30 protein-coding genes and 1 pseudogene are annotated in these 22,849 nt (G+C 64.2%); 16 read left to right on the plus strand and 15 right to left on the minus strand.

Annotation, left to right across the window (positions count from 1 at the left end):
- The first annotated feature begins 664 nt into the window (after positions 1-664).
- The gene (locus AC3IF1_RS29015) at positions 665-1,717 is read left to right on the plus strand and encodes a PAS domain-containing protein (RefSeq protein ID WP_489220584.1); all 1,053 of its coding nucleotides are present in this window, start codon (positions 665-667) and stop codon (positions 1,715-1,717) included.
- Here AC3IF1_RS29015 and AC3IF1_RS29020 read toward each other — a convergent pair.
- On the minus strand, positions 1,691-1,861 hold the full coding sequence (locus AC3IF1_RS29020) for a hypothetical protein (protein ID WP_489220640.1): 171 nt from the start codon (positions 1,859-1,861) through the stop codon (positions 1,691-1,693). The two genes, AC3IF1_RS29015 and AC3IF1_RS29020, sit on opposite strands and share 27 nt — an antisense overlap.
- On the opposite strand from AC3IF1_RS29020, the gene AC3IF1_RS29025 reads away from it, so the two are divergent.
- Complete coding sequence (locus AC3IF1_RS29025) at positions 1,781-1,969, plus strand: hypothetical protein (protein WP_489220642.1); 189 nt, start codon at positions 1,781-1,783, stop codon at positions 1,967-1,969. The two genes, AC3IF1_RS29020 and AC3IF1_RS29025, sit on opposite strands and share 81 nt — an antisense overlap.
- Positions 1,970-2,118: 149 nt before the next feature.
- Here AC3IF1_RS29025 and AC3IF1_RS29030 read toward each other — a convergent pair whose 3' ends face one another.
- The 4 genes from AC3IF1_RS29030 to AC3IF1_RS29045 all read right to left on the minus strand — a co-directional run bounded on the left by AC3IF1_RS29030 (position 2,119) and on the right by AC3IF1_RS29045 (position 3,678).
- The gene (locus AC3IF1_RS29030) at positions 2,119-2,358 is read right to left on the minus strand and encodes a DUF6894 family protein (RefSeq protein ID WP_489220585.1); all 240 of its coding nucleotides are present in this window, start codon (positions 2,356-2,358) and stop codon (positions 2,119-2,121) included.
- 179 nt (positions 2,359-2,537) lie between these two features.
- Positions 2,538-2,750, minus strand: a complete 213-nt coding sequence (locus AC3IF1_RS29035) for a hypothetical protein (RefSeq protein ID WP_489220586.1) — start codon at positions 2,748-2,750, stop codon at positions 2,538-2,540.
- Between the two features lie 79 nt (positions 2,751-2,829).
- Entirely contained in the window at positions 2,830-3,096 is a 267-nt protein-coding gene (locus AC3IF1_RS29040; protein ID WP_489220587.1) for a hypothetical protein, read from the minus strand.
- A gap of 96 nt (positions 3,097-3,192) precedes the next feature.
- Entirely contained in the window at positions 3,193-3,678 is a 486-nt protein-coding gene (locus AC3IF1_RS29045; RefSeq protein ID WP_489220588.1) for a hypothetical protein, read from the minus strand.
- Positions 3,679-4,086: 408 nt separating this feature from the next.
- On the opposite strand from AC3IF1_RS29045, the gene AC3IF1_RS29050 reads away from it, so the two are divergent.
- The gene (locus AC3IF1_RS29050; protein WP_489220589.1) at positions 4,087-4,878 is read left to right on the plus strand and encodes a helix-turn-helix domain-containing protein; all 792 of its coding nucleotides are present in this window, start codon (positions 4,087-4,089) and stop codon (positions 4,876-4,878) included.
- Between the two features lie 1,328 nt (positions 4,879-6,206).
- Positions 6,207-6,746: a hypothetical protein gene (locus AC3IF1_RS29055; protein WP_243968315.1), complete on the plus strand. Its 540-nt coding sequence runs from the start codon at positions 6,207-6,209 to the stop codon at positions 6,744-6,746.
- Between the two features lie 555 nt (positions 6,747-7,301).
- Here the strand turns inward: AC3IF1_RS29055 and AC3IF1_RS29060 are convergent.
- Positions 7,302-7,643 (minus strand): annotated as a pseudogene (locus tag AC3IF1_RS29060) (hypothetical protein); the annotation flags it as partial.
- 344 nt (positions 7,644-7,987) lie between these two features.
- Positions 7,988-8,476: a hypothetical protein gene (locus tag AC3IF1_RS29065; RefSeq protein ID WP_489220590.1), complete on the minus strand. Its 489-nt coding sequence runs from the start codon at positions 8,474-8,476 to the stop codon at positions 7,988-7,990.
- 170 nt (positions 8,477-8,646) lie between these two features.
- On the opposite strand from AC3IF1_RS29065, the gene AC3IF1_RS29070 reads away from it, so the two are divergent.
- Together AC3IF1_RS29070 and AC3IF1_RS29075 are read left to right on the plus strand one after the other, a co-directional pair.
- Positions 8,647-8,835 carry a hypothetical protein gene (locus AC3IF1_RS29070; protein WP_489220591.1) on the plus strand — a complete coding sequence of 63 codons (189 nt, stop codon included), beginning with the start codon at positions 8,647-8,649 and terminating at the stop codon, positions 8,833-8,835.
- A gap of 372 nt (positions 8,836-9,207) precedes the next feature.
- Positions 9,208-9,633, plus strand: a complete 426-nt coding sequence (locus AC3IF1_RS29075; RefSeq protein WP_489220592.1) for a Ros/MucR family transcriptional regulator — start codon at positions 9,208-9,210, stop codon at positions 9,631-9,633.
- Positions 9,634-9,931: 298 nt separating this feature from the next.
- On the opposite strand, the gene AC3IF1_RS29080 is transcribed toward AC3IF1_RS29075, so the two are convergent.
- Positions 9,932-10,060, minus strand: coding sequence for a hypothetical protein (locus tag AC3IF1_RS29080; protein WP_489220593.1), 129 nt, complete (start codon positions 10,058-10,060; stop codon positions 9,932-9,934).
- Positions 10,061-10,282: 222 nt separating this feature from the next.
- Here AC3IF1_RS29080 and AC3IF1_RS29085 point away from each other — a divergent pair, with 222 nt between their 5' ends.
- Entirely contained in the window at positions 10,283-10,519 is a 237-nt protein-coding gene (locus AC3IF1_RS29085; protein ID WP_489220594.1) for a hypothetical protein, read from the plus strand.
- Entirely contained in the window at positions 10,516-10,728 is a 213-nt protein-coding gene (locus AC3IF1_RS29090; protein WP_489220595.1) for a helix-turn-helix domain-containing protein, read from the plus strand. Before AC3IF1_RS29085 ends, AC3IF1_RS29090 begins: the two co-directional genes overlap by 4 nt.
- On the opposite strand, the gene AC3IF1_RS29095 is transcribed toward AC3IF1_RS29090, so the two are convergent.
- A complete protein-coding gene (locus tag AC3IF1_RS29095) occupies positions 10,725-11,072 on the minus strand; it encodes a hypothetical protein (RefSeq protein ID WP_489220596.1) in 348 nt (115 codons plus the stop codon). The two genes, AC3IF1_RS29090 and AC3IF1_RS29095, sit on opposite strands and share 4 nt — an antisense overlap.
- 213 nt (positions 11,073-11,285) lie before the next feature.
- Here AC3IF1_RS29095 and AC3IF1_RS29100 point away from each other — a divergent pair, with 213 nt between their 5' ends.
- Complete coding sequence (locus AC3IF1_RS29100) at positions 11,286-11,648, plus strand: hypothetical protein (protein WP_489220597.1); 363 nt, start codon at positions 11,286-11,288, stop codon at positions 11,646-11,648.
- 32 nt (positions 11,649-11,680) lie between these two features.
- Positions 11,681-12,145 (plus strand): hypothetical protein, encoded by a 465-nt coding sequence (locus tag AC3IF1_RS29105; RefSeq protein ID WP_489220598.1) that lies wholly within the window; start codon positions 11,681-11,683, stop codon positions 12,143-12,145.
- A gap of 21 nt (positions 12,146-12,166) precedes the next feature.
- Here the strand turns inward: AC3IF1_RS29105 and AC3IF1_RS29110 are convergent, their stop codons facing one another.
- From AC3IF1_RS29110 to AC3IF1_RS29135, 6 genes are all read right to left on the minus strand, one after another.
- Positions 12,167-14,521 (minus strand): phage tail tip lysozyme, encoded by a 2,355-nt coding sequence (locus AC3IF1_RS29110; protein ID WP_489220599.1) that lies wholly within the window; start codon positions 14,519-14,521, stop codon positions 12,167-12,169.
- Between the two features lie 29 nt (positions 14,522-14,550).
- On the minus strand, positions 14,551-15,405 hold the full coding sequence (locus AC3IF1_RS29115; protein ID WP_489220600.1) for a baseplate hub protein: 855 nt from the start codon (positions 15,403-15,405) through the stop codon (positions 14,551-14,553).
- A gap of 3 nt (positions 15,406-15,408) precedes the next feature.
- On the minus strand, positions 15,409-16,098 hold the full coding sequence (locus AC3IF1_RS29120; RefSeq protein ID WP_489220601.1) for a hypothetical protein: 690 nt from the start codon (positions 16,096-16,098) through the stop codon (positions 15,409-15,411).
- Between the two features lie 15 nt (positions 16,099-16,113).
- Positions 16,114-16,245, minus strand: coding sequence for a hypothetical protein (locus AC3IF1_RS29125; RefSeq protein WP_489220602.1), 132 nt, complete (start codon positions 16,243-16,245; stop codon positions 16,114-16,116).
- Between the two features lie 74 nt (positions 16,246-16,319).
- Positions 16,320-16,748, minus strand: a complete 429-nt coding sequence (locus AC3IF1_RS29130) for a phage tail assembly chaperone (RefSeq protein ID WP_489220603.1) — start codon at positions 16,746-16,748, stop codon at positions 16,320-16,322.
- A gap of 475 nt (positions 16,749-17,223) precedes the next feature.
- The gene (locus AC3IF1_RS29135) at positions 17,224-17,700 is read right to left on the minus strand and encodes a hypothetical protein (RefSeq protein ID WP_489220604.1); all 477 of its coding nucleotides are present in this window, start codon (positions 17,698-17,700) and stop codon (positions 17,224-17,226) included.
- 146 nt (positions 17,701-17,846) lie between these two features.
- Here AC3IF1_RS29135 and AC3IF1_RS29140 point away from each other — a divergent pair, with 146 nt between their 5' ends.
- From AC3IF1_RS29140 to AC3IF1_RS29165, 6 genes are all read left to right on the plus strand, one after another.
- Positions 17,847-18,050 carry a helix-turn-helix domain-containing protein gene (locus AC3IF1_RS29140; RefSeq protein WP_489220605.1) on the plus strand — a complete coding sequence of 68 codons (204 nt, stop codon included), beginning with the start codon at positions 17,847-17,849 and terminating at the stop codon, positions 18,048-18,050.
- Positions 18,051-18,339: 289 nt separating this feature from the next.
- A complete protein-coding gene (locus AC3IF1_RS29145) occupies positions 18,340-19,038 on the plus strand; it encodes a hypothetical protein (RefSeq protein WP_489220606.1) in 699 nt (232 codons plus the stop codon).
- Complete coding sequence (locus tag AC3IF1_RS29150; protein WP_489220607.1) at positions 19,035-19,475, plus strand: hypothetical protein; 441 nt, start codon at positions 19,035-19,037, stop codon at positions 19,473-19,475. The genes AC3IF1_RS29145 and AC3IF1_RS29150 overlap by 4 nt, the downstream gene beginning before the upstream one ends.
- Complete coding sequence (locus AC3IF1_RS29155; RefSeq protein ID WP_489220608.1) at positions 19,472-20,416, plus strand: DUF7146 domain-containing protein; 945 nt, start codon at positions 19,472-19,474, stop codon at positions 20,414-20,416. The genes AC3IF1_RS29150 and AC3IF1_RS29155 overlap by 4 nt, the downstream gene beginning before the upstream one ends.
- Positions 20,407-22,008 (plus strand): YfjI family protein, encoded by a 1,602-nt coding sequence (locus AC3IF1_RS29160; protein WP_489220609.1) that lies wholly within the window; start codon positions 20,407-20,409, stop codon positions 22,006-22,008. The genes AC3IF1_RS29155 and AC3IF1_RS29160 overlap by 10 nt, the downstream gene beginning before the upstream one ends.
- Complete coding sequence (locus AC3IF1_RS29165; RefSeq protein ID WP_489220610.1) at positions 22,008-22,754, plus strand: hypothetical protein; 747 nt, start codon at positions 22,008-22,010, stop codon at positions 22,752-22,754. Before AC3IF1_RS29160 ends, AC3IF1_RS29165 begins: the two co-directional genes overlap by 1 nt.
- Positions 22,755-22,849 lie beyond the last annotated feature (95 nt).

Below are 22,849 nucleotides of genomic sequence, written 5' to 3' on the forward strand. Positions count from 1 at the left end.
TCAGCCCGTTCAGGGCCGAGCGAGCTTGGTCGGACAGCGGCTCGAAGCTCTCGAGCTTCCGCGTCAGCGCCGCCTGCATTAAACCGCCCTCCCAAAAGGGAGAACGAGGTGATCGTTCGAAAGGTGCCTCTCGAAGGAACGCCAGACCGAGCCCAGCCGATCTAGCGACGACACCGCGAGCACGACATTGGATGCCTGCGCCCTGTCCAGTGATCGATGATCCGCCCGGTAAAAGATCCCGCCACCCGAACCGGGCGACGGGGCTTGAGTACGCTTGGGTCGGAAGGAGCCGTGCAGGCGATGAAGGGGCAAGGAACGCTCGCGCAGCTCGCTGCGCTCGCAACATCACAGCTACAGCTTGCTACCCATGGCAGTGACCGGAGATGCCCATCCGATCAAAAAGCAGTTTTCACCGAAATTTACTCTCAATAGAGGCCAGGTACCCCAAAGCGGTGATTAATTTTTCGTAAAAGGTTCGCGCAATTGTCTTTTGATAAGGGGACGGAGCGCAGTTTCCGTAGCCTGACGATAGCTTGACACTTCGTCATGCGAGACCAACGCGCGGGAGCCGGCAATGGCAACAGGAGCTCTGTGGGATCGTCTCTCCCTGGCGCTGTCCCCCGGCCCGAATGGCTACGGTTCGCCTCGACGCCGGTCACCTCCAATGCACCGCCTGTTCGACACCGGAACGATCGAGGCGGTGCGGCGTGGCCTGTGGTCCGTTGAGACCCTCAGCCGGTGCATCGTCGAGGCGAGCCCGGACTGCATCGAAGTACTCGACCCGCAGGGCAATCTCCAATTCGCCAACCTGACCGCGCTGCAGCAGCTGCGCAGCTGCGACACCGCCGAGAACGAGGGAGAACCATGGTCCCTATCCTGGCCCGAGGAGGCGCGGGCGGCCGTTTTAGTGGGGCTCGAAGCTGTACGCGAGACCGGCATCGCCCACTTCAGCCATTGGCGCCCGGGGATATCCGGAGAGGCACGCTACTGGGACGTAACCCTCTCGCGCATGCTGGACGATGACGGGGGTCCTATCGGCCTGCTTGCGGTCTCGCGGGACATCACCGCATTGGCGAAGGCTGAGGCCGATAACGACCTGCGTAGCCGTGAACTGAGCCACCGCCTGAAGAACGTCTTCGCCCTGGTCAACGGCCTCGTCACCCTCTCGGCACGCGACATCCCGGTAGTGCAGCCGTATGCACGGACGCTGCGGGATCGGTTCACCAGCCTCGGTCGGGCGCTGGAGTACCTGCACGCGTCGCCCCAGGATGAGGCTGCGCCGCGTCCGGCGCAGACCCTGCAGGCGTTACTGCGCGCCTTGCTGATGCCTTACGACGGCGTGGGCAGCGCGCATCGCCGTATCCGGTTCTTCGGCGGAGCGGATGTTCCAATCCGCGACACGGCGTTGACGAGCCTCGCGCTGATCATCCACGAACTCGCGACGAACGCGGTCAAGTATGGCGCCCTATCTGGTAATACAGGCACCGTCAGTCTGAGCTGTCGCCGCTACGACAAGAGCATCAGCCTGATCTGGTGCGAGCGTGGTGGACCGCCGATCGCGCAACCGCCGGAACATGCTGGGTTCGGCGCAACCTTGGTCCAGCGCAGCGTCGGCGGCCAGCTCGGCGGCAAGATCGCTTATCACTGGGAGCCCGAAGGCCTGCGCGTGGTGATATCTATACCGACCGATCTATTGATGCAGACGGGGGCGAACTGACGCACGCGGGCAGACCTCGTGATGCTCAGCGCTGATCCAATCCGCTTGGACAAGCACTAGGTTGTGACCATCGAAAGCAAGCACGAACTCGTGCGGCTGGATGCTGCCGACGATGTGTATGGGCTGGCGGTCGCACGCGGTCAGGTCGAGCTGCGGAACCGCGTCGCTTCGTTGATACAAACCAGCTCTCGCCGCGTCCGGTCAGGATCGGACACAGAACTGGATCAGGCTGCCCGCAAACAGACCTTCTGAACTTCCGATAAGGGTCGGATGCAGCCGGCAGGGCTTGGTGCGCCTGATGCGATGGTGGCTCGCCCGCGATGAGGCCATCGCCGACCTGCTGCCGGGCCTGCCCGAGCCCGAGCACGTCGCGCAGGTGCGGGCGATCCTGCGGCGCGGCGCTATCGGCTCAACCACGTCCCCGTGTAGGTCAGAGCCGCTAGATAGACGGCCTGTCCATTCTCATCCGTCACCAGGACCGTGATGGCTTGGCGCTCGCCGTCTTTCGGCAATTCAGCGACCGCGATCTCTGGGAGCGCCTGCTTGGCTTGCAGCACGGCGGCCTGAAGATCGGCACACTCGTGGCCTTCCTCATCGCGATCGGCGCGGCCATCGTTTATGTCGAAGAAGTACCGAGGCATGGGCTCTCTGCGCGAAACAGGCGGGAGCACACAGGTCTCACAAACGCGGAATGCCCAGAGATTAGGACCGCGGCAAAGCCATCATAAGGTGGATTTTAGGGGCCTCACCAACATACGTCGTAACTCCAGCGGAGTTCAATTCGCGATCAGAGCGGGACAGGGGCGCGCTGCTCGACTCATCACAGGCAGGATCGGATGTTCACACGATCCAGCAACGCGTGTGACGCGGCTAACGCGGCGAGGCCGCGGGCCTGTAGTGCGGCTGCTTCAGCCACCTTATGATCCGTGCCGGCCGCCTTTAGCCGCGTCACTTCGATGACGGCCCGCGCCGCGTGCACGAGCCCGCGGACCTCGCGATGGGTGTCGCCGGCAGGGAAAGTAGCGTCGATCATGGTCTGAGCCTAACCGCATTCGGCGAGAGCGTCTCGCCGCTGATCTGGATCGACAGCAAAATGATCGAATGGTCCAAGATCACGGTGGGGTCGGATGCGCCCCCATGACGACCGCCGCCACGGCCGTCCGGAATGTCTTCTCCTGCGGGCCAGCCCGGTCTCTGATCTCCTCGCAACTGAGCTTGAGAGCGACGAGCGCTGCGATGTCGATGCTGTGCCCGCTGGCGAAGCGATAGGGCCCTGCCGCCGGATCCCGGAGGTAGACGTCGATCGCCGCGACGATCTCCTGGCTCGTGATGATACCTGCCTTGCGTAGGTCCGCGAGGGTCGAAGGTCCTGCCGGCATGGTCGCGCTGATCATTCCCTGACGTTGACTTAACCGTGCCGCCCGGTCGACATGCCATGTCCGGTTGGCGGGCGCTCTGTGCAACGCCCACCAAGCTCAGCAACCGCTGCAGATCGGCTTGGCGTCCTTTTTAGCTTCCTCCTCCAAACGGTCCATCGTCGCTTCGCGGTCATAGGCCTGCGGACCAATACCACGATGGCCGCCGCTCTTAGCCGGCCTCGAGAGGCTGGCCGTGCTGACGGGATCGGATGCCTTGCTCGGTTTCGCAACGCCGACAGAACGAGCTGAGGGCCATAACGGCCGAGCAAACTCGGAAGGGCGCTGGGCCTCCCAAGCACTCCTGGCGCGTTCAGACGCCGACAAATCAGCGATTGGATCTTGGCCGAAACCCGTTCTGCCGAAATCGGATCTCAGCGGCTGCCCCGGCTCGACGGCATCTAGCGAAGCCTTATCCCATACGGCCTTTGTCGATGGACCCGCGTAGGACAATGCGCTGTAGGACGGCGCGGTCTCTGCAGGAGACAGGCAGCCGCCCAACGCGGCACTCAACCCACACAGCATTGCGATGCGCATCACGACCATGCCTGCCTCACGGTGACAGAGTGCGGGTACGCAACACGAAGCGGCGGGCGAGAACCGCCCAGCTTCGGTGCCAAACTACGCAGACACGCTAGGCGAGGCAATCCTGCGGCCATCGGGCCACGGCGTTGACTTAACGGTGTGCCCCGGCCGACATGGGCGGTCACGGCCAGGCTCGCCTCAGCGAGTCGCGGCCGCCATTCAGGAGACCATCGCCGCGAGATAGACCCTGAAAAGCCAACAGCCCCTTCCCGGCAAGGAAGAGGCTGCTGAAAACCGAGGGCCTGTGAGGCCGGACTCATCTCCCCTCACAAGCCATGAGACCCCCCGGGGTGTCAAGACGGAACCCGCTTCCGTCAACGGGAAGGCTTTGCCTGGACCCTAGCCGCGGCCCGTGAGGGACCGGGTTCGATGAACTATGCCGATGAGATCCGCCGACAGGCGGAGGCGGCTCCGTGCGCGGCGCTGCCAGCCATCACGGCGCTGCTGTGGCGCGCCTATGGGGAGGGAAAGGTCACGGAGGCCGAGGCCGAAGCTCTGTCCGGACTGATCGAAACGCGAACGCTGTCCAAAAATGGACCGCGATCCGGACAGAGCCCGAACTCAGGGGGAACAGCCAGGCATTCGATCGGCCTGCCCGCGCAAAAATGCGTGGGAAGCCCCAGGAGGCCCGGCGTCGGCTCCCGGCCACGCACGGACGCCTCGATGGAGCGTCGCCGCCGCTGGGCCGCCTCTGGCCGCCTGCCGCCCGGTCTCGCAGCCCGGTTCACTCTGGCCGAGGCCGCTGTGCTGGCTTTGGTGGCGGCCGAGACCGCCCGGCGTGGCGACTGCCGATTGGCGATCGACAACCTGGCGGCCGTGACCGGCGTGTCTCGCACGACCGTGAAAAACGCGATCCGAGAAGCGGTGCGGCTCGGACTGCTGACCGTCGAGGAGCGGCAGGTCACGGGCTGGCGCAACGACACCAACGTGATCCGCATCGTCAGCCGGGAATGGACCGCCTGGCTACGGCTGGCACGGCGCATCCTGCCATCAGGGGGAGGGGTCAAATCCGCGACCACCACGCATACTCAGGTTCTAGATCTGAGAGAATCGGGGAAAACGGAACCGAAGAAGGGCTGCCGACGAGCGGCGGGCGACCTCGGACGATTAGACCGTGCGAGAATCCGCGCGGGTGGTGGAGGCGGCCGAGCCATGCGGTGACGGTCTACAGGCGTTCGGCAAGGCGGACGGCGCTCGGATAAGGCGGAGTTTGTCGGCTGTCGTTCAGCGCTCAACATCAAACTATTTGGGCGTTGTGCATCATCCGTATGCACCGTCAGGATTCCGGCCGTGTTCGGCTAGCGACGATTCTACATCATCCCGGCCTTGAACCGTTTCTCACCCAGATCAGTTCTGAGAGGATGTTGCAGCGTGATCCCGTCTTTGTAGGTGACTTGAAGCCGGTCGGTGCGGCCCGGCCACTCCAGGTCATTAGGCCCAGCAGCCGCCTGTCATCTTGGGCCACGATCTCGATTTCATGCCTTTCAACCCTCGCTGTGTTCGCCGCTGGCGCGGCGTGGCTTGTCCCGCCCAGCAACTGGATCTTCTCAACGTCCGCCCAACGTGTGGCATCAGTGGTGTCTGCCGAAGCTTCACCTCCAGCGACATTCCCACCATGGGTAGAAGTCCCACACCTGACAGGGCCTCTCTCACACGCGGGTGACCCAGACACTTTCTCCCTTGCTGACGGACCGCGCAGCTTTCTGGATCCGAACCCCGCGGATACGGTTGAGCAGCAGGAGTTCCTGCCACCCAGCGCCAACCCACGCCTTTCGCTAATCAGCCGCGCACCCCTCGATGCAGCGCGTCTCACGCACGAACAGGCACCCGCGTGGACTGACCACACCGAGCGTCAGGATATCGCGACGATGATCCCGCCATCCGTGGTTGCGACCCTCGAACCGGACGCGCCGCGACCGTTGCTGGGTCGACCCGAGTTGGGAACGACGCGAACCGAGCCAGCGGACCCGACGGCCACGCCGACCCTGCTACCCAGACCGGCTCCAATGCGGCCGCCGACCGAGGTCGTCGTTGGTCTTGCGCCGACGATCACTGCTGCAGCTCCGCCCGAACGCGTAGCGACGCTCGGCCCAGATCCAAAGCAGCCGGTGCTAGACCGGACGATTGCGATGATGCCGCCGCGCGACGCACAGGGCGTGGTCGGGCCGGTCCTGAACCCCGGACCGGCGCGGCACGCTCGATCGCTCAGACAGCCACGAGCGCGGGCAACGGTCTCGAAAATACGCGTACCTACTCATGACGCCGAGCAGACGGCGGGTCTCATCAGTTCGCCGACGGCGACGCGGCCGCGGATCGATGCCGGTGCAATCGCCTACGCCTCCATGCACCGGGTACGGGTCGATCGCTCAGCCACCCCGCCGACCGCTTCTGTGCCGCCCTCACCCTGGACGATGCCGTCCGCCCTCTCGCCGACGGATTAGGTCCATGCCGCGGCCCCTCGTTCACCCTCGCGAAATAGGAGAGCCTTGATGATTCGACGTTCGATCTGCTGCGCTACCCTCGTCTTTGCTCTCGCCGGACCTGCCCTGGCCCAGGACGCTTCCGCCCAGCCCGACACGTCTGCCGCTACCTGGCAGATGCCCTGGCAGATCGCGCCGATCGGGGTCGCTTCATCTTCGGCCGGTGAGCAGACCGTCCTATCGATGGTGCCCGGTACAGGACTGGTGAAGGGCACCTCCGCAGCTCTGCAGACGATCGGACAGCCCCTGCCGGAGGTGCCGGGTCGCAACCGCACGGTCGATACCTGCCGCGCCACCGTGATGAGCGAGGCGACCAAGGCCGGCATGAAGCAGGTCGAGGCGGTCTCGGCCGGCGCCGACAAGACGGATAAGAAGGGTGACTACTTCGCACCGGTGCTGTTCCGCATCACCTACGAGCGGCCGATGATGTACGAGGTGCGCCAGGCGGCGATGATCTGTGTTGTCAGCCGTAAGGGCGCCATCGTCGACGCCTACATGCCGGCCGACGACGCGGTGATCACGCAGTGGCCGGCGCTCAGCCGCCGGTGAGCTGACGGCGACAGCACCTCCTGCACCTGCTACAGCATCGCTTCTTCCCGTTCGCGTGCCCGAGGCGTTCGCGACACCGCAAAGCGTGCGGCGGGCAAGCACGCGACGACAGGCGTTCTCCGGGCCAGTTCCCCGCAGGGCGCCCGTGAAGCCTTGGCCGGGCAGTTGCGTGAGGGTCGGCGCGGTGCGGCGGGACTGGAGACCGCGAGCGCCGGCCCACGGCCCTCGACAATCGCCGGCGCGCAGGTCCGGTCCCGAGCGCCCGCCGGACGCATCTTGGGCGTGCAAGGGTTCGCTAACCGACGGCTGTCACCGTCGTCGATATGCCCAAGCGAACGACCCGAACCTTGAGAGACGTTCTCTGGATCGCCGCCCTGGCGCTCTGCTGCTTCTCGGCCGTAATGTTGATGAAGGCCAACAGGCCTACTGAACGAGCGATCGCGCACCTGCCGTCCGCTGATCCCACGACAACAGGCGCCATCGATAAGGGGCCTATCCGGTGGTGTGGTGCCGCCTCTTGGTGCCGATGATGCACACGGTCACATCGCTGTCGTCTCAAGCATAGGGGCCCCCGAACAGGTCGCCCATCGCCTTCCGCCGGAACAGCGTGCGCCAGCGTCGCCTCTGATGTTCCGGACGGTCGTGGATCATGTGGCAGCGCTGGCAGAAGGCCGCGAGGTTGGCGTCGGCGTTGTTCGCGGTGTCGTGGTCCCGATGGGCTGCAGCCAACACCACCCAAGTCCGGCGAGCGCGTCCAAGGATGTCAGCCTCCGCAGCTATCCGGATCCGCCTGCCCCAGCCGTCGCGCCAGCGGCTAGCGTCCGCGTCCCACCAGCGCCCATCGCCGAGGTGGTAGACCATTCGCCCATGCGGCCGTCCGCAGCCCTCGCAGCAGCCTTCCTCGACGGGCTCACCCGGCGTCTGTCGGCATCCGCGCCGTCGCCACCGCCCCCAGTTGCGCCAGCGTCATCGACAGTCCCGCCCGAGCCGGCCTCGACAGACGAGGCAGACGTCGAGCTGGCGGACCTACCGGAGTCCGGTACCGACCAGGATCCGGCGAGCGACGCCGAACCCGTCCAATCTCGACAGCAACCCCGCACCCGCGAGGAGGCTCGCGCCGCCGTCCGCGCCCTCCTTGGCGAGGGCCTGACCGATCGCGAGATCGCCCGGCGGGTCGATGTCTCGCCCTCTACCGTCGCCGCCGTGAGGAAAGCCAGCGTATGACCGACCGCGCGCAGGTCTCACGTATAAGGTCGTCGCGGACGGATGCAGAGCAGCCAGACGACCAGCGCGAAGGCTGCACCGCCCGCGGCGGAACAGAGGATGAGGCTCACCTCAGTCTGCGGCGCGATCCCGAAGACGATGAGGCCCGCCAGGATCCCCGGCAGGACGCCGATCGCCGCCGTTGGCAGTGCCGCCGTATCGAGCTTGCGGGCGGCCCAGCTCGTCGCGGGCAACGTGAGCAGAAGCGTCGGGCTGATCAGAACGGCGCCCCACAGCCCGAGGAGGCTGGTCACTAGAGGGGCCGTCCAGAGGACCTCGAATGCCCGGCTCCAGGTTGTCCTCGCAAACATCGCCATGCCTTGCATCTGAAAGTCGTCGACGAAGCCGGCGAACATCGTCGAAGCGCAGAAGCAGTAGGCGGCGGCATAGTGCCCGAGCAGACCAGCCAGCAGGATGCGGCGGCGCGATGGGCGCCAATCGGATCGGAACAGATACCGCTCGCTCATCGAGGCCTGCTGCGACGGCCAGAGCTCTGCGTACCGTCCAGGATGAGCCATAGCAGCCGTGGAGTTACCAACGGCATCACCAGGCCGGATGATGACCTGCAACACCTCCGTTGTTCTGTGCCGGCCAGTACCACTATCCCGGAGCTGTCGCACGGCCACGGGCAACCCTGATGTACCGCGCCCGCCTGCCCCGCGAGACCGGCCGGACCGACCGCGGTGCGATCCTGTCGCCGGAGCTCGACGCCCTCGCCGATCGGGTCCGGCGGCTTCTACCGTCGCACCGGGATCCGGAGTGCTTCCACGTCGAGCGGGACGCGATCGAACGGGCGCTGCGGCGGCTGGCGCGGAAGGGCAGCTGAGTGACTCCTACAGTCTCCTACGGTCTGCTTCCGACCCTAAGCGGCCCTCCTGCCGCCTCTCGAACGGCCTCTGCAGGGGCGGTGACAAGCTGAGAAGTAACGCCCTTCTCGATCAGCGGCTGACACGGGCACCTGTAGCGCTTGCGATCCTGCTCTTAACGATAGGGGCTTGTGCCTTGCCCTATGCAATTCAATCGGGACGACGCGCGATGCAACATTCGATCATGGTCCGATCTGCAAGAAAGTATTTACAACGCCAGGTGCGGCATTTTCGCCCGCATATGTGGTAGAAAGCCGCATTTGGATGTACAATTTTCTATTAAAACTCATTTGGTATGAAGTGCGATTTCAAACTTCAGAAAGATTAACCTAATGACTGAACATATTCACAGCATTGGCTCGAATATGGCCGAGCTTACCGGAGGGATTGTCTCCGCTTACGTCATCAATAACTCGGTCCCCACTGCCGAGCTTCCCAAGTTGATTGAGGGGGTGTACGCGGCCTTGAATACTCTACGGGCGGGCGGTCCTGTGTCATCGTTCAAGACCGATATCGAGAAGCCGACTGCAGCCCAGATCCGCCAGTCGATCCGTCCCAACGGCATCGTCAGCTTCATCGACGGTAAGTCCTACAAGACACTCAAGCGCCACTTGACCAGCCATGGGCTGGACCCGCGGGCCTACCGGGACCGCTATGGCCTGGCGGCCGATTACCCAATGGTCGCCTCAAGCTACGCCAAGCAGCGCTCCGCGTTAGCTAAGGCAATTGGGCTGGGTAGGCCGGGTGCGATGGCCTAGGACGCACTGAAGAGACGCGGGAGAGCGGCATGATCTGCTCTCTGAGCGCCAGCGGGTTAGAGCCGTTGTCGTACAGGACTCGTTAACTACTCCACGCCATCATCCCTCCAGCGATCGGCTCCGGCCGCGCGCCGGAAGAGCAGCACCGGGGTCGTCTTGAGACGGCGGGCCCCGATGAGGCCGCACCGGGGCAGTCGCGCTGACTGCTACAGCCGATCCAAAAATAGATGATGGTCGTCTGAGTTTGGCCGATGCCGGCTCCCCTCCCGGTGAAGGGAGGGGCTTTCGCCCCCGCCCCTCAGAGGGCCACCGCCCGGTAGCGGACGATCCCGCAGGAGTTCAGGAGATCCACCATCTTGTGGGCTTCGTGCTTCGAGACCCGGCCCTTGACGACGTTGCTGGTCTTAGTGTCGATGATCTTGAACATTTGCTTGGTTCCTCGCTGCCGATGACTATGTATTACTGCGAAACACTTTAGACGTCAACAAGTATTCGTGCGGATGACGCAAGTTTTTTCGCAAATCTGCAAGTCTATTCCTGAGTCATGCGGGCAATCGCCAAGTCATCACCCTTGACGCCGCGGTCACAATCCCTCATATTGCGGACATGGCTGAGGGATGATCCCCGGCCGGATTGAGGGACGACCCCAATGACCGCCACTGCCGCCCCCGCACCGATCGACGCTCAGGAGCAGATCGCTCGCATCGAGCGCATGAACGCCGAGACCCGGAAATTCGTCGAAGAGGGCCTGAAGCTTTCGGCAGAAGCTCGGAAGCTCACCCGCGAGGCCACAATTATTCCGTTCACGGCGATCTTCACTGCCTTCACGGCGGGCGCCGCGGTCGTTGGCGCGGTGGTCGCCCTGTTGAAGCTCTACGGCGCGTGAGCCCGGATCGACTCCGCGAGGTCCTGGCCCTGCTGCGCTGGTCGCAGCGGGGTCTCGCCGAGGCCCTGACCTGCGACGACCGTCTCGTGCGTCGCTGGGCTTCCGGCGACGCGAGCGTGCCGCCGGACGTGGTGTCGTGGCTCGAAACCCTCGCCGAGGCCCACGGCCAGAACCCGGCCCCCGATGGCTGGCGACGGCGGTCGGCCTAGTCGGCGCTCAGAGCGGGCCCGTCAGGCACGTCGTCCAGCGCGTCATCATCCGGTCGCAGCGCGCACGTCGAGAACTCGTAATCGTTGAGCAGGTGGTCCACGTGGGTATCCCACATCGCGGGTGAGAACTCGCCGCGGGCCAGGGCTTCCTCAACGCTGTAGGTGGTCTCGCCTCGCTGCCCGGTCTCGGTGTCGGCCCAACGGATCGTGACGGGCTCAATGCGCTGGTAGGCGATGGTCCGCGTGCCTTTGTCCGTGCAGATGCAGCGCTGCCACTCGGCGTCGCCTTCGAGGCCCGTCCAGATCCAGAACTCGGCGCCGATCTCGAAATTCTCAAGCCTCATCGGTCGCGCTCCGTACTGGCTGCCCGGTCCAGGGGTGGCGCGGTCAGATACCACGCATCGGCGCAGTTGATCCCGACTTCAGAATTGGCCGCTGACGGGCGTTCTCGTGAAGCAACCGCTAACTGCCGGGAAGCGGCGAACGGCTGCCGGCGGGCAGATTTCGAGCACCGCGGGCGTCTCGACAGCGGGCCCGTCTGCGCCCATCCTGATGCCATGCGCTACGCCCTCGCCACCCTCGTCTTTCTAGCTTCAACAAGCTGCGTTATTGCACAAGATCATCAGAATGAAGTTAAAGCGAAACTGGTAACTAATAAGCTAGTCTGCAATAGCTTGCAGGATGTCAAGGATCTGATATCGATGACTGGAAGGGGAGATGCGGGTATCCCGCTGGTGGTTGCCAAATTGCGGCAGAACGAATGTCGTCAATGGTTTGCTGGAACATTAATTATTGTAGAAAAAAGATCGTCGGTTAGAAATCCGACAGATGAAAGTGATGAAGTAATTCTATGCGCTCGCCGCGTTGATGGAGACGAAGCTCGATGCCTTTGGACCTTTCCGGGTGGCATCCAAGAGTAGCCTATATTGCATCTCAATGAGCGGATATTAAAATGCGCTACACCCTGGCCGCTGTGATCGTTGCCTTGTGGGCCTCGCCCAGCGACGCCGCTGGGCGAATCCCCTACGGCTCGCGCGTCGGCATGGAGGTTACAGTCACGGGGCTACAGGGCATTGGCACCGCAAACGCCGTGATCCACGTGCGGCATTCTCGTGAAAATGCTAAAGAATTTTGTGTAGAGTACTCGCAAGACAATTCGAACGAGTGTGTTCAACAGACGATGCGAGACGTGCGTATAAATGATGAACTTCGGGGGAATTGCCAATCTGGGCGGTTCACTACTCTTTGGGGAGATGTCCTGCGCTATGCTGGTCCGAACCGGCGCAAGGGTGATGGGCCGAAGTTTCTTATCATCGGCGCAAACGGACCATTAGATGCCTCGAACGCTTCAGGCTATTTCACCGCGCTCTCACAATTCAATGCTCTGTGCCCAGGCGTTGCTGGCACCGATCCATAATAATTAGCCATTTCGGTTTTTTCAGCCCTGCCCGTAGTTCACCGCCTGCGCGAACTGCCGCTCCTTGAGCCGGTCGCGCAGGTTGCTGGCAATCTCTCGACTGTCCCCCGCGCCGTTAAAGTTCATATCACCGTGGAAGTGCGTCTCAGTGCTGGACGTGCTGCTAGTGCGGTTGTCGTTCATGACCGATGCCAGCCGGTCAGCCTGCGCCGTCTGAGCAGACGCAACCACCGATGCGGCGCCGGCTCTCGCCGCCGGCGGGGTATCGCCGTACATGAGTGCGGCCATGGGCTTGCGGCGCTCGTCCTTCGGATCAGAAAGAATGTCGCGACGCGGCCCGCTACGCGCCCGATCTGCCTCGCTCATCGTCTGACCGGGAGCATCTGGCATGCTGTTCGGCTTCAACACTGCCGGGGCTCCGTTCGGGAGGATTTTGCTATCGGGCTTGGTCGTCGCAGATCGAATGGTTGCGAGGTCTTTTTCCCGCTGCGTTGCCTCAGCCGGGGCCTGCAATTGCGGAAGCCATTGACGGGCGCGGGCGGCTCGACCGCCTTCCTCCCCGGGGCCAAATCGCTCGCTCAGTCGCACACCATGGATTGCGGACTCTATCGACGGATTACCTTTTAGGATGGCTCCGCCACGTTCCGTATTCGCATTGTCGTAGATGCGATCCCCGGGCTTTGCGGAATGCTCCGCAACCCAGGCCTTTGTCTGCCACGCCGCATCATTGGCGTTTCCGCCTTGGCCCTCGATCCACGCTTTAATCTTCGGCCAGCGCCGGCTGTCCCACTGCCACAAGCCGTGATGACCATGGTTATAGCTGTTTTCCGGAACGGCCGGGTTTAGTCCGCTCTCAGTCTGCATTGAGCCTACAACGGCCGCGATGGCGTTGTCGTTGTAGCCGGCCGTGCGCAGCTCGCCGATGATGGCTTGAGCGTTCTGGCCGTGTGCCAGCTTGCCCATGCCGCGCGCAGCTCGTGTGCGGATCCCTGCACCGCCACGCCCCTCATCCGCTTCCGCCTCGCCCCCGCCGAGGATGCGCCGGCCGAACCGCTTGACGGAGTCGTAGGCCCCGCCGATAGCCCCGCGGATCCGCGCGCGCCGGTCGATGCCTTCCTTTTGCAGCACGGCTTGGTCGGGGTCTTTGGCGGCCTCCTCTGGCGTCTGATAGCCGTGGCCCGTCGCAGCGATGCCGATGGCGACCGGGATGCCGACGCGCGCCATGGCCGCCAGCAGCGAGGTGTCCCCGATCACCAAGGCGTTCTTGATCAGGGCGATGTTCGCCAACACCTTCGCGACGTTCTTCATCGCCCAAAGGCCGAAAAGAATTTCCGCGACACGGGTCCAGCCGCCGACAGCCTGGGCGGCTGCATTGGCACCTTGGATGAAAGCCTTGATGCCCTTCCCGACGTCATCCCAAGGGATGTTGCGCAGCTCGGTCGCGAACTTCGTGACCTCAGTCACGATGTCCTGTTTCAGCCACTCCTTGTTCTGGTCCAGCCAATCGGCGAACCGCCTCATCAGGTCCGTCAGGACCGGCGTAAGCGCCGTGCTGATCTTCCGGCCGAAGTCCGTCACCCGGTCGGACAGATCCTCATACTGCTCGCCCAGCGCACGCGCCGCGTCGGAGTCGGCCTTGGACACGAGGCCCGCCTTCTGCGAGCGGGCGAGCGCCTGCTCGACCGCCTTCCGGCCCTTCAGCAGCAGGTTGATGGTGGCTTCACTGTAGCCGGCCTGCCGTAGCAGGAAGCTAGCCTCCGACGCGCCGGACTTCTCGGCCGTGCCCCTAGCCGCCTCGGCGAGGTCGCCGAAGGACTCTTCCAGCCGGCCGTTCAGCCGGATCTGCTGGCCGCTGATGCCCTGGAGCCGGGCGAACGGGATCAGCGCCGAGGAATTGCCGCTCGTGCGCAGTTCGTTGATCGTGTCCGACAGGTGCTGGAACGAGGCAGACCCCTCGCCCGCCGTGCCACCCGCCCGCTTCACCGCGTTGTCGAAGGCCGCGATCCGCTCGGGAGCCACGCCCAACCGGTCGGCCATCCGGCCCATAGCCGCGTCGGCCTTGCCGATGTCGCCGATGAACTGCCCTACCGCCCGCCCGCCGGTGAAGACGGCGAACAGCTTGACTGCGTTGCGCGCGAGCCGACCAAGGGAGTCGGCCGCTTGGTCCTGTGCCCGCGCGATCTCCTTGGCACGTTTCTCGGCTTCCTTCGCGGCCTTGGCCTGCTCTTTGCCAATTTCCTTAAGCTCTTTCTCGACCTCCTTTTCCATCTGCCCGTAGACTTCGCGCGTTGCGGCAGCGAACTTGATGGTTTGACCGTGCGCAGTCTTTGACCCTCGGATAAAATCCTTAGGGTCCAGGCCCAGGGTTACGGTCAAGGCGTCGATAATTGTAGGCATTGCGGGCCTCAAACCTTAAGTTTCGAGCACGATAGCGTTGAAAACCACTTACCTTGAGGTTTTTCAGACTCAAGCTCGTGATAAAGATTGTTAATATACCAAGTGCCAGAGGCTGGCTTAAGATCGCTCTCAACCAAAAGGGCGCCACCGTACACGAAAAGCCCATTATACAGCGTTGTCACTTCAATACCGCCGGTCGTGTATGCTGGATAACCGCGCATGCCGGTCGAAGGGCTGACTTTAACAGGGCCACCCTGTCGGGATCCGCCTTTAGGCCAGATCGCAAGGGTGTCCTTCTCAATCACCCAATTGATGCCGGCCGCCTCGGCTAGTGATTTGATCTGCTGACGTGGTGAGCGCGGCAGATAAGGATTTTGAATTTTGCAGTTCACGTCGTTGTTTTCGAGCGTGAGCTGCGCCATGCCGGCCAGTTGCTTCATGAGGTCGGCAACATCCGTCGAGCCCCGCCGCGTCGTCGGCTCTGCGGTCTGCACGTTCTGATAGTGCCCGGCTAAGGCATCGATCCGAAGTGCTGCATAGGGCTGTGACCTGATGTCGGCGAACGCCTGGATGATCGTCCCCTTGAATGCGATGGACGGCGACGAGCCTTCTTCGCCAGCCAGGATCGTCACAAAGTTCTGACCGACCGCCGTCATGTCGGTTGGCAACGCCGTAAGTTGGTTCAGCATGGACAAGCTCAGGCCATAGATGCTGATCGTGGCCTTGCCCATGTCAGGACTGCCGGGCTGTTCAATCCCTGCCTCGACCCGGTGCCCTTTCAGGGTCGCGCTGTTCTTGCCGCCTGCAAAGGTGCCCTTGGCAAGCTGGATCTGAACGTCGATGAACTTGTGCGCGAACGTCATGGCCTACGTCCCCGCTGTCGGCGCAGGGCCGGTGCCGTGCGTGTGGCCCTGAAGGTCAACCTGATCCGCAGTTCCCTTGCCGGCCGTGATGTTGCCCGGCGCCGTGATGTTGCCCTTCTGATCGATCACCGCGCCGTTGAGGTTCCAGCCGGAGGCGGAACTGGTGAGCGTATTCTTGTTCATGTCGGCGCAATCAATGCCGCTGTCCGTGAACATGAAGTGCTGCGTCACGGCCTGTGATTTGCGCGGCAACACGCCGTGGAAAATGGCATCGGAGTAGTTGTTGCGGCGCTGCGATCCCGGGTTCGCTTCCTTCCAGTCGTTCGCCATGACTGACGAATGGTCCTGGTCGAGCACTGAGAAATTCGCGGGATCGCCGACCTGAGGATCATTGATGAAGACGCTCCCGCCAGGCTGATTTCGGGGGACGGGAATGTCATAGATGATCCCGTGCGATGTAGTCTGACCGGCACCATCCATCTGCCTGACGTGCGGCTTGATATCGACGGTGCAGGGCTGGGTTAAAGAGTTACGGTTGTGAACGGCGACAATCTCGGCGGTGAAGTGGAACCGTTTCTCGCCGAGGAACTGCTTCTGGTGAAATTCGTGCCGGTTCGTGTCCGAGTTGGCATCCGCCACCCGCATCTGTCCGACAGGATCTTTCCCATCCACACCGCCCGTGCCGCTGCTCATGTCTAATCCTCGGGGCTACTTCTGCGGCGTCAGCAGGCGTTGATTGTGCGCATCAATGCTGATGATCTCGACCATGTCGGCCAAGTCCTGCGATCCATAGACGGTATCGAGTTCGTCCAACGTCGCCATGCCGGCGCCGATGACCATCGCTAATGATGGTGAGATATTCTGATAGGTTCGCCACTTCCTAGGTAGCGCGTCGCCCCCGGCTGAGCCGAGGTCTAGGGGGCGACGGGATTGGTAGGGCGGACGTGCAAGTTCAGCACCTCGACCCGGAGCTTGAACCGGGTCAACACTTCCTCGATGTCGTCTTCCACCAGATCGCGGACGGTTTCGGGATGTTCTGGGTTCGGGCAAATCTGCACACACTCGAACATCTCTTGCATCAGGGGCTCGATTTCCTCCCACTTGATGCTGGACAGCGCCTGCATGCCCATCATGGCGAACCCAGCCATACCGGCCGACATGATCTCATCCGGCAGTTCGGCCCCAGCATGCGTGAGCGCCGTTAGTGCCCGGCCGCCCCAGTTCTCGGCGCGCCGGGCCGACATCTCCGTGAGCACATAGACCTTGCCTTCGTCCCGGCCGGGGCTAGCGGGGGCAATGACCCTGCCGTCCTCATCGGTCTTTGGTTCGGCCTTGATAGTCACCCGGGCTTGGCGCCTCGCCATGTGTCGACCCCTATAAAGATTTCGTTCGAGCGGTCGGGACCTGCGCGTTGCTCGGCTGGGTGCCGAGCTGCGCTTTAACCGATTGGCTCGGTACGGCCTGGAGCGGGATGATCTGCATGGCCGCCCTCAAGCTCGGTTGGCTTGGACGAGAGCGGCACCGGGTGCCGTCGCAGTCGAAGACGGCATGTCCTTCGCAACCGGATCGGCGATCTCTCGGTGGATGGTACGACGGACCAGTTCCGAGACGCTCAGACCAGCACGTTCAGCCGCAGCGCGAACAGCATCGCGAAGCGGCGGATGCATTCGGACGAGGATCTGTTGTGAGAACACCATCGGCGGCTCCATGTCGCCACCGACGATAGATTAACTGCGCAGTTCTACAAAGAAGACGCAAGTCTTTCTGGCTGCAACTGCTTCGCTAGTCTCATGTGGTTCAATGGTCGCGAAGATTTTTCTAATCTTTCATCTTAGGCGGGTCCTTCATGAGGAAGGGGTGCTCCAGCGCCATATAGTCGGCGATCGTCGCCTCGGAGCGGTGCAACCACACGCGGCGGATGCCCTCCATGACATCCTTCAGGTTCAGATCGTAGGCGTCCAAGTTCGCCTTATCGGAGCACCAAGGCACACCTTGCGCTTTCTCAATCGCCGCGATGGCGCGAGACAGCGTCATCAGCAGATTGCCGGTGTCACCGTCTGAAATCGCGCCTGTAACCTGCTCGATGAAGTCCATCATCTTCTGGTAGCCGCGATCCTGGTCGTGGAAACTCAGTTCCAACCGGAACTCGACCTCCTGCGCCAGTGAGCGCCCCGACATGATCGCCGCATGATCGATGCGCCCGCGAAGCGCGGGTGTTGTCCGCACGCTCATGGGGATGCGCTTAGCCTCCTTTACCTCGACGCGGTCGGTCTCGGGGGCCGTGTCCTTTGCCATAGCCGCTTCCGTCTCACTGGTTTCGGGTGATGCACCCATAACGACGACGCGTCACATTGGCAACAACCGATGCACTGGACACACAACGATGCACCCGTTACACAACAAGTGACGCGCGATACCGCTCGCGCCCGTGGAGGTGACGAATGTCGGTCGTTCAGAAGATCCTTGCCGGGAAGACGGTCGATGTCCGGCCCCTCGCGGCTGAAGCCGGGGTGTCGGCGCCCACGCTCTACCGAGCGATCGAGCGCGGCGAGATCGAAGCTATCAAGATCGGGTCGCGGGTGATGATCCCCGCCCACGTCGCTCGCAAGCTGCTCCGGATGCCCGAGCCGCCGGTCGCCGCCTGATCCTCGCCATCGGCGGGGTGCGCCCCGCTGGCCGCTCAACACCAGCGCCGATGCGGCCGGTGCCTCAGCAGGACGAACAACACCCCATGAACGAAGAAACCCGCGCATCGCGCGGGGCGACGGCGGGTCTCGGAAATGCGTTCTTGGCAGCACGCACTGAGACATATGCCCCAGCCCCTGCATCCCTTCAAGCCCGATATCTCGCCCGCCGCTACGGATTGGCGCCGGGTGTAGCCGCCGCTACCGCAGCGCTCGCCTTCACTGTCACCGAGACGTGGAGGACCGCTCGATGATGGCTTCCAGCCCTTACGGCACCTTCCCCACGCCCTACGGCGTCACCGTGCCGGTCTATCTGCCCACCCAAATCGATCCGACCGCCCCAGAGCAGGTCCTGTTCAGCATGGACGGGACTGCGATCTTCGCAGGCATCCACGACGTGGCGGAGCGCAAGCGCTTCGCTGCCGATGCGCGGCGCCTCGGGCGCATGCCCAACTTCGAGGACTACGGTGGCGGCCCCGTCCCCAAGGTGCTGCTCTCGAAGCCGCGCGAGCCCGTCTATCCGCGGGTCAGCGGCATGGAAGCCGACGTGCCGATCGAGGCGTGGACCACCGGCATGCTCGACCACTTCCGGTGGTGTGACCGGGCCGAATTCCTCATCGAGCTTATCGGCGAAAATCAGGAGCAGGCGACCTGGAGCCGTGATGAGATCGTGGAGGAGATCTACCCGCTCGGCCTCTCGATCGTGCTCACGGCCGCTCTCGAACACCTCTGCGAAATCGAGATCGACTGCATCGAGGCAGCCGCGCTCTACGCCCTGACCGAGCATGAGGAGTGGCGCAAGGCTGGGATCGCGTGGCTGCGGCCATTCCGCGAGACGTGGTTCCGCGACTGGCGGGATGGCCACCCCCGCTACGGCGCGTTCGCCCGCCGGATGGTGAAGGTCTTCGCTCTCCCGCAGTGGCTCGCCGAGACGGGAGGCGGCCTATGACAGCGCTCCCCGACGCCCTGGCCGTGAAGGTTGGCAAGATCATCGGCCAATTCGGCAGCGACAACCCCCACGTCATCACGACGGCGGCGGCGGTCCTCCGGAGCACCCTGTCATCGAACGGGTGCGATCTGAACGACCTCGCGGAGCACATCACCCGGCCGCGCGAGACCATCAGGTACATCGAGCGAGCCCCGCAGCGGCAGGAGCCGCCTGCCTATCCGTTCGGGGCGTGGCGCCACGCATCCCATCGACCCAGTGGGAGCAGCGCGCACCGATACCTCGTGGTCCGATGCCAGAACGCCAGCGCGGGCCGTCTCTCCGAGTGGGAGGCGAGCTTTCTGCTCAGCATCGGCCAGCGCCTTGAGCGCGGGCTCAGCCTGACCGCGAAGCAGGCCAGCACCCTCACGACCATCGCCGAACGGCTGGGGGTGGCATGAGCGTCCGCATCCGCACCCTCAAGGCCGCGTTCGGCGGTGATCTGACGAATGGCGGCCGGACGCTGCTCTGCGCCACCACCGGCCACGGCCCGAAGGATCGTGGCACCTCCTACACAGAGCGTCTGGGCGCGCCGGGCGACCTGCTTGTCCACGTCCACAACGGCACCGCAGCCGACGCCCTCGCCGCGAAGGACAGGGCGCTGGAGGTTCTGGGCGAGCGCCGCGAGTTCGCGGGCCGAGACCGCGAGCCTGATCCGATCGAGGTGATGCAGCGTCGGGAGCAACGTCGCAGGGCCGAGGCGCAGGAGCGTGCCGAAACCGAGTGGCGTCAGCGTCGGATGGTAGAGATGTGGCGTGCCGGGCAGGACCCGCGCGGCACGGCTGCCGTCACCTACTACCGCAGCCGGGGCCTCGACATCGGCGACGACATCGCCGGTTCGGTGCTGCGCTTCCACCCGCGCGCTCGATGGGCCGATGGGGCCGCGCCGACGATCCTGGCGGCGCTGCGCGACATCAGCACGGGCGAGATACGCGGGTTGCACCGGACAGCCCTCGACGCGACCGGGCGCAAGATCGGCCGGAAGATGTTCGGCGTGGCGATGGGCTGCGCCGTCATGCTCGACCGCCTCGACCCGGCGAACGGGTTCCTGATCGTCGGCGAGGGCGTCGAGACCACGCAGACCGCCCGTCAGCACCTCGGGCTGAAACCCGCCTGGGCACTCGGCTCATCGGGCGCCATCGGCGGGCTACCCGTCCTCGACGACGTGCACACGCTGATCGTGTTGGCCGAGCGCGACGAGAACGGGGCGAGTGAGCGGGCGATCGAGCGGGTCGGCGAGCGCTGGCACGACGCTGGGCGGAACGTCGAGGTCGTTTGGCCCCCCGAAGGGCTGAAAGATCTCAACGATACGGTGCGGGAGGACTCGACGGCATGCCGGTGAACGGAACAGCCGAGGCCCTGAACCGCATCCGCCGCGAGCCCTTCGGGGCACGGGCTCACCAAGGTGCAGGCCGGGCGGGCGGACAACCCTTCGTCGAGCGCGACCGTATCGAGATCGCGCCCGCCATGAGCGCCGCGCCGATCTTCCCCGTCGAATATCTGCCCACCGCGATGCGCGAGGCCATCGAGGCGCTGGAGTACCACGTCCAGGCGCCGCGCTCGCTCTGCGCGCATTCGGTCCTGTCAGCCGCGATGCTTTGCTGCCAAGGGCTCGCCGACGTTCAGGTTGAGGGCTTGCCGACGCCGCGCCCCTTGTCGCTGTTCATGCTCGCGGTCGCTGTTTCGGGCGAGCGCAAATCCGCCTGTGATGATCTGGCGCTCGTGGCGGTGGCCAAGGCCGAGGCGCAGCTCCGGGCGGAACACATCGAAGACCTGCGCGAGTACAAGGCGTCGTTCGCCGCCTGGGAGGCCGAGAAGAAGAAGATCGAACGAGACAAGATCAGCCACGACGAACGCCGCCAGCAGCTCCGCAACCTACGTGAACCGGACCTGCCGCTCGCCCCCGTGATCCGCGCCAAGGAGCCGAACCTGGAGGGCCTGCTTAACCTCCTCCAGATCGGGCGCGGCTCCATCGGTATCTTCACCAGCGAGGGCGGCCAGTTCCTCGGCGGCCACGGCATGGGTCAGGAGGCGAAAACCCGCACGGTCACCGGCCTGTCAGAGCTATGGGACAGCGGCTCGGCCCAGCGGGTGCGGGCGCGCGAGACCCTGTTCCTCGTGGGCTGTCGGGTCGGGATCAGCCTCGCCGCGCAGCCGCGCGTCGCGTCGGCCCTTCTGGGTGACGAACTCGCGAAGGATCAGGGCTTCGTCGGCAGGTTCCTCATCACCATGCCGGACAGCCGCATCGGGCTGCGCCAGATCCGCGGGACCGATCCGAACGCGGATGATCGGCTCGCGGAATTCCACAACCTGTGCCGCCGCTGCCTGAACGCGGGCCTGCCGCTTCGCGAAGGCACCCGCAACCAACTTGAGCCGCCGATCCTGCACCTCGCAGCCGATGCAGCCGTTCTGTGGCGCCAGTTCGCCCAGTCGGTTGAGGACGGGTGCGCGCCGGGCGGCCCTTGGGTGCCGGTCCGGTCCGCAGCCCTGAAGATGGCCGAGAACGTCGCTCGGATCTCCGCGATCCTGACGGTGTTCCAGGCCCCCGAAATCGCACGGGCCAGCCGCATCACGGGTGCGGCGCGAGACCTTGAGACCACCATCACCGCCGAGACGATGGCCGCCGCCGCGGCTGTCGGGATGTTCTACCTCCAGGAGGCGTTGAGGCTCACCGGCCACGCGATCCTCGACCCGGAGACGCGGGCACAGAACGACCTCTCCGAGTGGTTGGCGGAGAAGTACAAGCCGGGCGACCTGACGGCGCCGAGCATCATCCAGAAGATGGCCCCCAACCATCTGCGGACCGACGCCGCAACCCTGCTGCGCCGGATCGAAGCCCTCATCGGGTTCGGGCGGCTGGAACCCTCCGGCAAGCAGAAGATCGACGACAAGACCTACCGCCAGACCTTCCGCGTACTCGGGGAGGCGACCTGATGGCTGGCGACCTGCCCCTGTTCGACCCGTTCAAGGCACTGGAGGAGATCCGCCGCGAGGGGCGCCGGAGTACGCCTCCAGAACTTCCGCAAAAACTTCCGCAGCAGGTTGCGGAAGCAATTCGCGAACAGGACCAAAGGCTTGACCCTACTTCCGCAACTTCCGCAACTTCCGCAGGGGGTCCGAGCCCGCACGCTCTCGCGCACGCCCGCGTAAAAGAAGAAGAAGGAAAAAATAATTCAATTATTACATATACTTACGCGAGGGACGAGCACGCGCAGAGCCTCGCGACAGCGCGCACGCTTGATGGGGTTGCGGAAGTTGCGGAAGCTGCGGAAGTTTCGCTAAGTGCTTCAGATATAACGATAAGCCCCAAAAACGGGGTTCCGGAAGTTTCGCAGGATGGGTTGCGGAAGTGGCGTTCAGCCCTCGCGGGGCTCTCGCCGGACCGGGCTCCGTGCCCCGGCTACCGTGGTGACGAGTGGCCCCGCACCCTGGTTCGTGCCCTCGATTTCCTCGACACCTTCGGCGCGCAGGCCGAAGCTTTGGGCTGGACGTCGAGCCGGCTGTTCGGCGTGCATGCGACCGCAGGCATCGTTCGCGTAGACGCCTGCGGCGCCCTCGTGCTGCCGATCGCCGGCACGGTCCGCGCGATCACGGCCACGGAAGTCTCGTTCGGCCACCTGACGCACCGTGAGAAGCCCGGCCAGCCTCAGGGCGTCCCGTGGTGGGAGTGGGGCCGATGATCCCCGCTGCCGACCGCTGGGGCCCGTTCGCGGATAGGATCGATCCCGCCGAGCGGCTTGCCCGACTTCGTGGCCTGCGGGCGACCGCCCGCTTG

It is taken from the genome of Methylobacterium sp. E-012 (genome assembly GCF_057836545.1).

What these genes read in the sequence shown, in the direction of transcription:
- AC3IF1_RS29015 (WP_489220584.1), top strand. Translation starts at nt 665, where the DNA reads ATGCACCGCCTGTTCGACACCGGAACGATCGAGGCGGTGCGGCGTGGC.
- AC3IF1_RS29030 (WP_489220585.1), bottom strand. Translation starts at nt 2,358, where the DNA reads ATGCCTCGGTACTTCTTCGACATAAACGATGGCCGCGCCGATCGCGAT.
- AC3IF1_RS29035 (WP_489220586.1), bottom strand. Translation starts at nt 2,750, where the DNA reads ATGATCGACGCTACTTTCCCTGCCGGCGACACCCATCGCGAGGTCCGC.
- AC3IF1_RS29040 (WP_489220587.1), bottom strand. Translation starts at nt 3,096, where the DNA reads ATGCCGGCAGGACCTTCGACCCTCGCGGACCTACGCAAGGCAGGTATC.
- AC3IF1_RS29045 (WP_489220588.1), bottom strand. Translation starts at nt 3,678, where the DNA reads ATGGTCGTGATGCGCATCGCAATGCTGTGTGGGTTGAGTGCCGCGTTG.
- AC3IF1_RS29050 (WP_489220589.1), top strand. Translation starts at nt 4,087, where the DNA reads ATGAACTATGCCGATGAGATCCGCCGACAGGCGGAGGCGGCTCCGTGC.
- AC3IF1_RS29055 (WP_243968315.1), top strand. Translation starts at nt 6,207, where the DNA reads ATGATTCGACGTTCGATCTGCTGCGCTACCCTCGTCTTTGCTCTCGCC.
- AC3IF1_RS29065 (WP_489220590.1), bottom strand. Translation starts at nt 8,476, where the DNA reads ATGAGCGAGCGGTATCTGTTCCGATCCGATTGGCGCCCATCGCGCCGC.
- AC3IF1_RS29070 (WP_489220591.1), top strand. Translation starts at nt 8,647, where the DNA reads ATGTACCGCGCCCGCCTGCCCCGCGAGACCGGCCGGACCGACCGCGGT.
- AC3IF1_RS29075 (WP_489220592.1), top strand. Translation starts at nt 9,208, where the DNA reads ATGACTGAACATATTCACAGCATTGGCTCGAATATGGCCGAGCTTACC.
- AC3IF1_RS29080 (WP_489220593.1), bottom strand. Translation starts at nt 10,060, where the DNA reads ATGTTCAAGATCATCGACACTAAGACCAGCAACGTCGTCAAGGGCCGG.
- AC3IF1_RS29085 (WP_489220594.1), top strand. Translation starts at nt 10,283, where the DNA reads ATGACCGCCACTGCCGCCCCCGCACCGATCGACGCTCAGGAGCAGATC.
- AC3IF1_RS29095 (WP_489220596.1), bottom strand. Translation starts at nt 11,072, where the DNA reads ATGAGGCTTGAGAATTTCGAGATCGGCGCCGAGTTCTGGATCTGGACG.
- AC3IF1_RS29100 (WP_489220597.1), top strand. Translation starts at nt 11,286, where the DNA reads ATGCGCTACGCCCTCGCCACCCTCGTCTTTCTAGCTTCAACAAGCTGC.
- AC3IF1_RS29105 (WP_489220598.1), top strand. Translation starts at nt 11,681, where the DNA reads ATGCGCTACACCCTGGCCGCTGTGATCGTTGCCTTGTGGGCCTCGCCC.
- AC3IF1_RS29115 (WP_489220600.1), bottom strand. Translation starts at nt 15,405, where the DNA reads ATGACGTTCGCGCACAAGTTCATCGACGTTCAGATCCAGCTTGCCAAG.
- AC3IF1_RS29120 (WP_489220601.1), bottom strand. Translation starts at nt 16,098, where the DNA reads ATGAGCAGCGGCACGGGCGGTGTGGATGGGAAAGATCCTGTCGGACAG.
- AC3IF1_RS29125 (WP_489220602.1), bottom strand. Translation starts at nt 16,245, where the DNA reads ATGGTCATCGGCGCCGGCATGGCGACGTTGGACGAACTCGATACCGTC.
- AC3IF1_RS29135 (WP_489220604.1), bottom strand. Translation starts at nt 17,700, where the DNA reads ATGGCAAAGGACACGGCCCCCGAGACCGACCGCGTCGAGGTAAAGGAG.
- AC3IF1_RS29140 (WP_489220605.1), top strand. Translation starts at nt 17,847, where the DNA reads ATGTCGGTCGTTCAGAAGATCCTTGCCGGGAAGACGGTCGATGTCCGG.
- AC3IF1_RS29145 (WP_489220606.1), top strand. Translation starts at nt 18,340, where the DNA reads ATGATGGCTTCCAGCCCTTACGGCACCTTCCCCACGCCCTACGGCGTC.
- AC3IF1_RS29150 (WP_489220607.1), top strand. Translation starts at nt 19,035, where the DNA reads ATGACAGCGCTCCCCGACGCCCTGGCCGTGAAGGTTGGCAAGATCATC.
- AC3IF1_RS29155 (WP_489220608.1), top strand. Translation starts at nt 19,472, where the DNA reads ATGAGCGTCCGCATCCGCACCCTCAAGGCCGCGTTCGGCGGTGATCTG.
- AC3IF1_RS29160 (WP_489220609.1), top strand. Translation starts at nt 20,407, where the DNA reads ATGCCGGTGAACGGAACAGCCGAGGCCCTGAACCGCATCCGCCGCGAG.
- AC3IF1_RS29165 (WP_489220610.1), top strand. Translation starts at nt 22,008, where the DNA reads ATGGCTGGCGACCTGCCCCTGTTCGACCCGTTCAAGGCACTGGAGGAG.